Source organism: Spirulina sp. LEGE 11439 (assembly GCF_059821285.1).
In genome coordinates this window covers 1-5,462 of the sequence record NZ_JCAMRX010000100.1, presented here as the reverse complement: position 1 = coordinate 5,462, position 5,462 = coordinate 1, and the positions used below count along the sequence as shown (strand labels likewise).

Sequence of the window (5,462 nt, the reverse complement as noted above, 5' to 3'; positions counted from 1 at the left end):
TGTGACTTTACCTATAAGTTTGCCACAGTCTGAATGATAACTTTGCCGTTTAGGACTCCACAACCCTAATTGCACCGTCAGCACTGCCAGACAAATTATAGAATCTTTGAACAATAAGTTTGCCGAAAGTCAAAAGAGAACAACTCCTATAGTGTTCCCCCAGTCCAAATTTCTGAAGATTCCAATTTTGACCGAAGAGAGAGCCTTTCTCAAAAAGTTGAAGTAATCCAAGAAACTGTCAAGAAGAGACCAATAGAGATGCTTCGACCAGAATACAAAGGACAAAAAATGCTAAATATTATTTCTAGTATTTTTGAAACCTTTCATGAGCCTGTCACTACAAAGGAAATGGCAAGGATGGTATATGACAAATCTCTAAGTGAAGAGGAGTTGGAGGATGTGAAAGGGTCTCTTAATGCTGCTCTTGGCGATGGCTTCAATCAAGGACTATGGGGAAAAGTGGAGCGTGGTATTTTTGTTTCCAAGCACTATCACAAACCTAGTGAAAGCCTTAATTCTCAAAACTCCATTCATCAAGTATCTACCAATGGGCATTCTCAAAATGCTCGGATTGAATCTTTCACTTAACCCAAAAGCGAACTCGAAATGAGTTCGCTTTTGATTGTTTATGGGCGGTGTACGGATACCAGCGGCAACTCCTAATCGCAATCTGCGGGGTTCGACTTCCCGACCGTCCACAACTTACAACCAGACCAGTCAAGCCAGATATGGAGTTGGCGCTCCACCTTGGCTTATGGACATGGAGTTTAACTCCATTGTAACTGGTCAAACGAATCGTTGAAAATCAATGGAGTATTCCAATGAAACAAATCTTACAAACCATCATCCCAGAGCTTGATAACGCTACCATCCGTCGAACCTCTGACAGCAAATCGAGCGTTTATGATTTGATTGCTGTTATTGGGCAGCAAAAGAACCCACGAGAAGTGTGGAAGCGTCTTTCTAAGGGATTTCCTGAAGTTGTCACAAAATGTGACAACTTCAAATTTCCCGGTCGAGGACAGAAGGAAACTCCCGTTGTAGATCGCGAGGGGTGGGCGTATATTATCGGACTACTCCCCGGTGTCATGGGAAAAAAATATCGCGAGTCTGCTGCTAATTTGGTTTTGCGATACCTCGATGCCGATATCAGTCTCGCGTGTGAGGTTGCCGAACGCAACAACAACCCCGAAGACTTAGAACGGCTGGAGAAGCGCATTCAAGGAATCAAGGTTCGCAATAATGAGACCTCCGTTCTGAAAGCTCATGGAGTTCGAGGAAAGGGTTACGCTATCTGCACTAACAGGACTTATAACGGTCTCTTTGGAACTAACGCAGCAGGCTTGAAAAAACGAGACGGACTGCCTAAGAAAGTTAACTGGCGAGACCATGCAAGCTCTGATGACTTGGTTCAAGTTGCTTTTGCCGAAAACTTGAGCGTCCAAAAAATTGAAAAAACAAATGCTTACGGGAACAACCAATGTGCCAACGTTTGCTTTTTTACTGCCAAACAAGTTAATGCGTTTATTAACTCGGTCTTAGAAGCGGGTTAATTATTGGTTTTTCCTTGTTCCTCTCGCACCCGCTCCTAAGCATTTCTTTATAAGGCGGTGTTTTACTGGGTGCGGGAATCTTGATATTGGACAGAATTTTGCTCCATTAAGTCGTCGAGAGAGTGATTCCCGAAATTCTGAGTTTGAGCGAAATTTTGTCACTTACTAGGCTTTTGGCGTTTGCTCATAAATGATTTCAAGATACTTTCTTGAATCGGCATTCTCCGCACGAATCTTTTTGAGATTTGCTCTCAGCCTTTTAATCATATTATCTTCTGAGGTGAAGAGGATGTCTCTATTGTGTGTTCCCATTCAAGATAAAAATACCCAAACTGAATAAAGGTCAATTTGATGCTATCCAAATCAGAATTTATAGCGTGGTGCAACTCCCTTAATTTACCTCAGAAAACCCAAGAACTAATCGAACAAATTCGCTCGTCAGATCCCTCTCGTCGAGTTGGAGGTGGACGAAAAAATATTGCAGGACGCTACCCAAGTCGCAAAATGGGCTGCATCATTCAATTTGAATCCCATAAAGTCGAACTTCCCCATATCTACGAACTGGAAAAGGATGACAATGTTCTCGAGTATTACGACCAACCTCCCTCAATAAAATTAGACTATCAAGGGAAGAATGGTCGTAATTTAGGTGTTTTGCATACACCCGATTATTTCGTTATCAGAAAAGATAACGCAGGATGGGAAGAATGTAAAACCGAAGAAGAACTCAAAAAACTATCCCAAAAAAGTCCTAATCGCTATGTTTTTAGTGAAAATCATTGGTATTGTCCACCGGGAGAAAACTACGCCCAATCATGGAGACTCTATTACCGATTGTGGTCAGATGCCACCATCAATTGGATACTGCAAAGAAATTTGATTTTTCTCGAAGATTATTATCGTAGTGAAACCTTAAATGTCTCAGAATCTATCTCAAATATCATAACTGCACTTGTCATCAGTAAGCAAGGGATAAAACTATCAGAATTATTAGCACGCTCTGATGATTTCACTGCGGATGACATTTACAGTCTCATCGTTCAAGAAAGTCTATATGTTGACCTCCAGAAAAATTCTTTGACAGAACCCGATAATTGTGACATTTTTCTCAATCAAAAAATGGCATTAGCTTATGCCTTAATGCAGAAGCCTTCACTCTCATCGTTCCCATCTCCATCTTTGGTTAATTTAGCAATTGGGGCAAGCCTGCTCTGGGACAATCGAGTGTTAAAGGTTTTGAATATTGGGGAAAAAGAAATCACTTTACGAGGTGAAGAAGAAACTCTCATCACTCTCACAATTCAAGAAATTGAATTGTTGATTCAGCAAAAGAAAATCTCTCCTCTATCGGCCTCTCAAAATCCATCTTCCCCTAATTCTGAAGCGTGGGATAAATTTTATCAAGCCAGCCCCGAAGATCAAGCAGAAGCATTAAATCGCTATCAAATCATCGAGCCTTATTTAAGGGGTGAAAAACGGAAAAATGAAACGATTCCCCAAAGAACCATCCGAGACTGGAAAACAAAATATTTAACTGCACAACAACAATATGGTTGCGGTTATGTTGGGTTACTCTCTCACCGTCAAAAGAAAGGAAACCGACAGCGCAAACTTCCTCAAGCATCTCTTGACCTGATGACTGAGTTTATCGCAGAAGATTATGAAACTTTAAAACAGAAGTCAATGTGGTCGGTTTACTGTTCTTTGTTGGAAGCCTGCGAACAGAAGAGATTCATTGCCCCTAGTTACAAAACTTTTACTCTTAAAGTTAAAAAGCGTTCTCAGTACGAACAAACAAAAAAACGTAAAGGTAGGAGAGCCGCTTACAACCAAGAAACTTTTTATTGGGAATTAAAGAAAACAACACCAAGACATGGAAATCGTCCTTTTGAAACCGTTCATATCGACCATACCGAACTGGATGTAGAATTAGTCTGCTCTCAGACACGGCGTTCGCTGGGAAGACCTTGGGCAACATTCCTCGTTGATGCGTACTCTCGGCGATTATTGGCAGTTTATTTAACTTTTGATTCTCCTTCCTACCGTTCCTGTCTAATGGTTTTACGTCTTTGCGTGCAACGACACGGACGTTTCCCACAAACTATTGTGGTAGATAATGGAGCAGAATTTCATAGTATTTATTTTGAGACTCTTCTCGCTACATTTGAATGCACCAAAAAGCATCGTCCCGCAGCCACAGGAAGATTTGGGGCAGTCTGCGAACGATTATTCGGTACGAGTAATACCCAATTTATTGATAACTTATCTGGGAATACTCAAATCACTAAAAATGTTCGACAAGTTACCAAATCAGTTAATCCTAAAAAACACGCCATTTGGACATTGGGGCAACTCTACGAGCAACTCTGTACTTGGGCTTATGAAGTGTATGACACTCTAGATCATCCCGCTTTAGGACAAAGCCCCAGAGAAGCATTTTCTCTGGGTATGAATCAAGGTGGAAATAGAAGTCATAAAATCATTCCCTACGATGACAATTTCAAAATTTTAACTCTTCCCACTACTAGCGCAGGAAAAGCAAAAATACAGCCCTCAATGGGTATCAAAATAAATTACATCTATTATTGGACGAATATTTTTCGAGATCCGGAGGTTGAAAAGACTCGCGTTCCTGTCCGCTACGACCCATTTGATGTAGGTATTGCCTACGCTTATGTTCGCGGCTATTGGGTCAAATGCACGTCTCAATATTACGCTGAATTTCAGGGATGTTCAGAGAAAGAAATTAAATTGGCTACTAAAGAATTAGGCAAACGTTTTTCCAATCATCAAAAGAATTCAAAAATTTCAGCTAAGAAATTGGCTCAGTTTTTGAATTCCTTAGAAGCTGAAGAATTATTACTACAGCAAAGACAACATGACACAGAAGCAAAAGAAGTTTTTCAAATTATTAATGGTGGCAAAACGAACCCAAGTACATTATTGACTACCATCACCACTTCTGTTGATTCAGACAAATCTTTGATAGCAAATATTAAATCTCCAGATGAAGAATTTCTGTCTAGCAGTCTTGAAATTTATGATGAGTTCTAATTATGAGTGATTTCCCTTCCGAACTGCTCCAGAAATCTGTTGCCGAAAGATTGGCTTATTTTGAGTCTTTTACTGTTGCTCATCCTCGACTTAAAGAGGTTTACGAATCGTTGATGAGAAATATTAAAGAACCCGCAGGGGCATCTTTTATCTTTGTTTACGGTCCTAGTGGTGTTGGAAAAACAACTCTCAAGCGACGAGTCGAACAGAAAATTACAGAATTCTATCTATCTCAACTAACAACTGATAGAGGTCGTATTCCAGTAGTTGGGATTGAAGCTGTTGCACCAGAATCACGGAATTTCAATTGGAAAGATTATTATACTCGTGCTTTGATTGCTCTTGAAGAACCACTTATCGAACACAAAATCGATTATGGAGTTCGAGGAGTTTATCGAGATATTTTTGGTCAAATTGTCATTGAGTCAAAAGTAGTTGCACCAGCTTTAAGGAGAGCTTTAGAAAATAGCTTGAGCCAACGAAATCCTGATGTCTTTTTTATTGATGAAGCACAACACATGGGTAAAATGTCCAGTGGTTTCAAACTGCAAGACCAGTTAGACTGCCTCAAATCATTAGCGAATATGACCAATATTCTTCACTGTCTCTTGGGAACTTATGAGTTGCTGACTTTTCGGAATTTAAGCGGACAATTATCAAGACGAAGCGTAGATATTCATTTCCCTCGCTATCAAGCCAATAGTCCTGATGATATCCGAGCCTTTAAAAGTGTTTTACTCACCTTTCAACGTCAAATACCTTTATCCAAAGAACCCGATCTAGTAATGCATTGGGAATTTTTCTACGAACGAACTTTAGGTTGCATCGGCACCTTGAAAAATTGGTTAACTCGCA

The 5,462-nt window shown here is 40.2% G+C and carries 4 protein-coding genes; all 4 read left to right on the top strand.

Going from position 1 to position 5,462, the window contains the following annotated elements:
* Nucleotides 1-288 precede the first annotated feature (288 nt).
* On the top strand, nt 289-588 hold the full coding sequence (locus AC6RV6_RS29715) for a hypothetical protein (RefSeq protein WP_500244489.1): 300 nt from the start codon (nt 289-291) through the stop codon (nt 586-588).
* A gap of 233 nt (nt 589-821) precedes the next feature.
* A complete protein-coding gene (locus AC6RV6_RS29710) occupies nt 822-1,553 on the top strand; it encodes a hypothetical protein (RefSeq protein WP_500244488.1) in 732 nt (243 codons plus the stop codon).
* A gap of 351 nt (nt 1,554-1,904) precedes the next feature.
* Entirely contained in the window at nt 1,905-4,607 is a 2,703-nt protein-coding gene (locus AC6RV6_RS29705) for a TnsB C-terminal domain-containing protein (protein ID WP_500244487.1), read from the top strand.
* Nucleotides 4,608-4,609: 2 nt separating this feature from the next.
* Nucleotides 4,610-5,462, top strand: an 853-nt coding sequence (locus AC6RV6_RS29700; RefSeq protein WP_500244486.1) for an ATP-binding protein, incomplete at its 3' end; no start/stop codon positions are given.

What these genes read in the sequence shown, in the direction of transcription:
- AC6RV6_RS29715 (WP_500244489.1), top strand. Translation starts at nt 289, where the DNA reads ATGCTAAATATTATTTCTAGTATTTTTGAAACCTTTCATGAGCCTGTC.
- AC6RV6_RS29710 (WP_500244488.1), top strand. Translation starts at nt 822, where the DNA reads ATGAAACAAATCTTACAAACCATCATCCCAGAGCTTGATAACGCTACC.
- AC6RV6_RS29705 (WP_500244487.1), top strand. Translation starts at nt 1,905, where the DNA reads ATGCTATCCAAATCAGAATTTATAGCGTGGTGCAACTCCCTTAATTTA.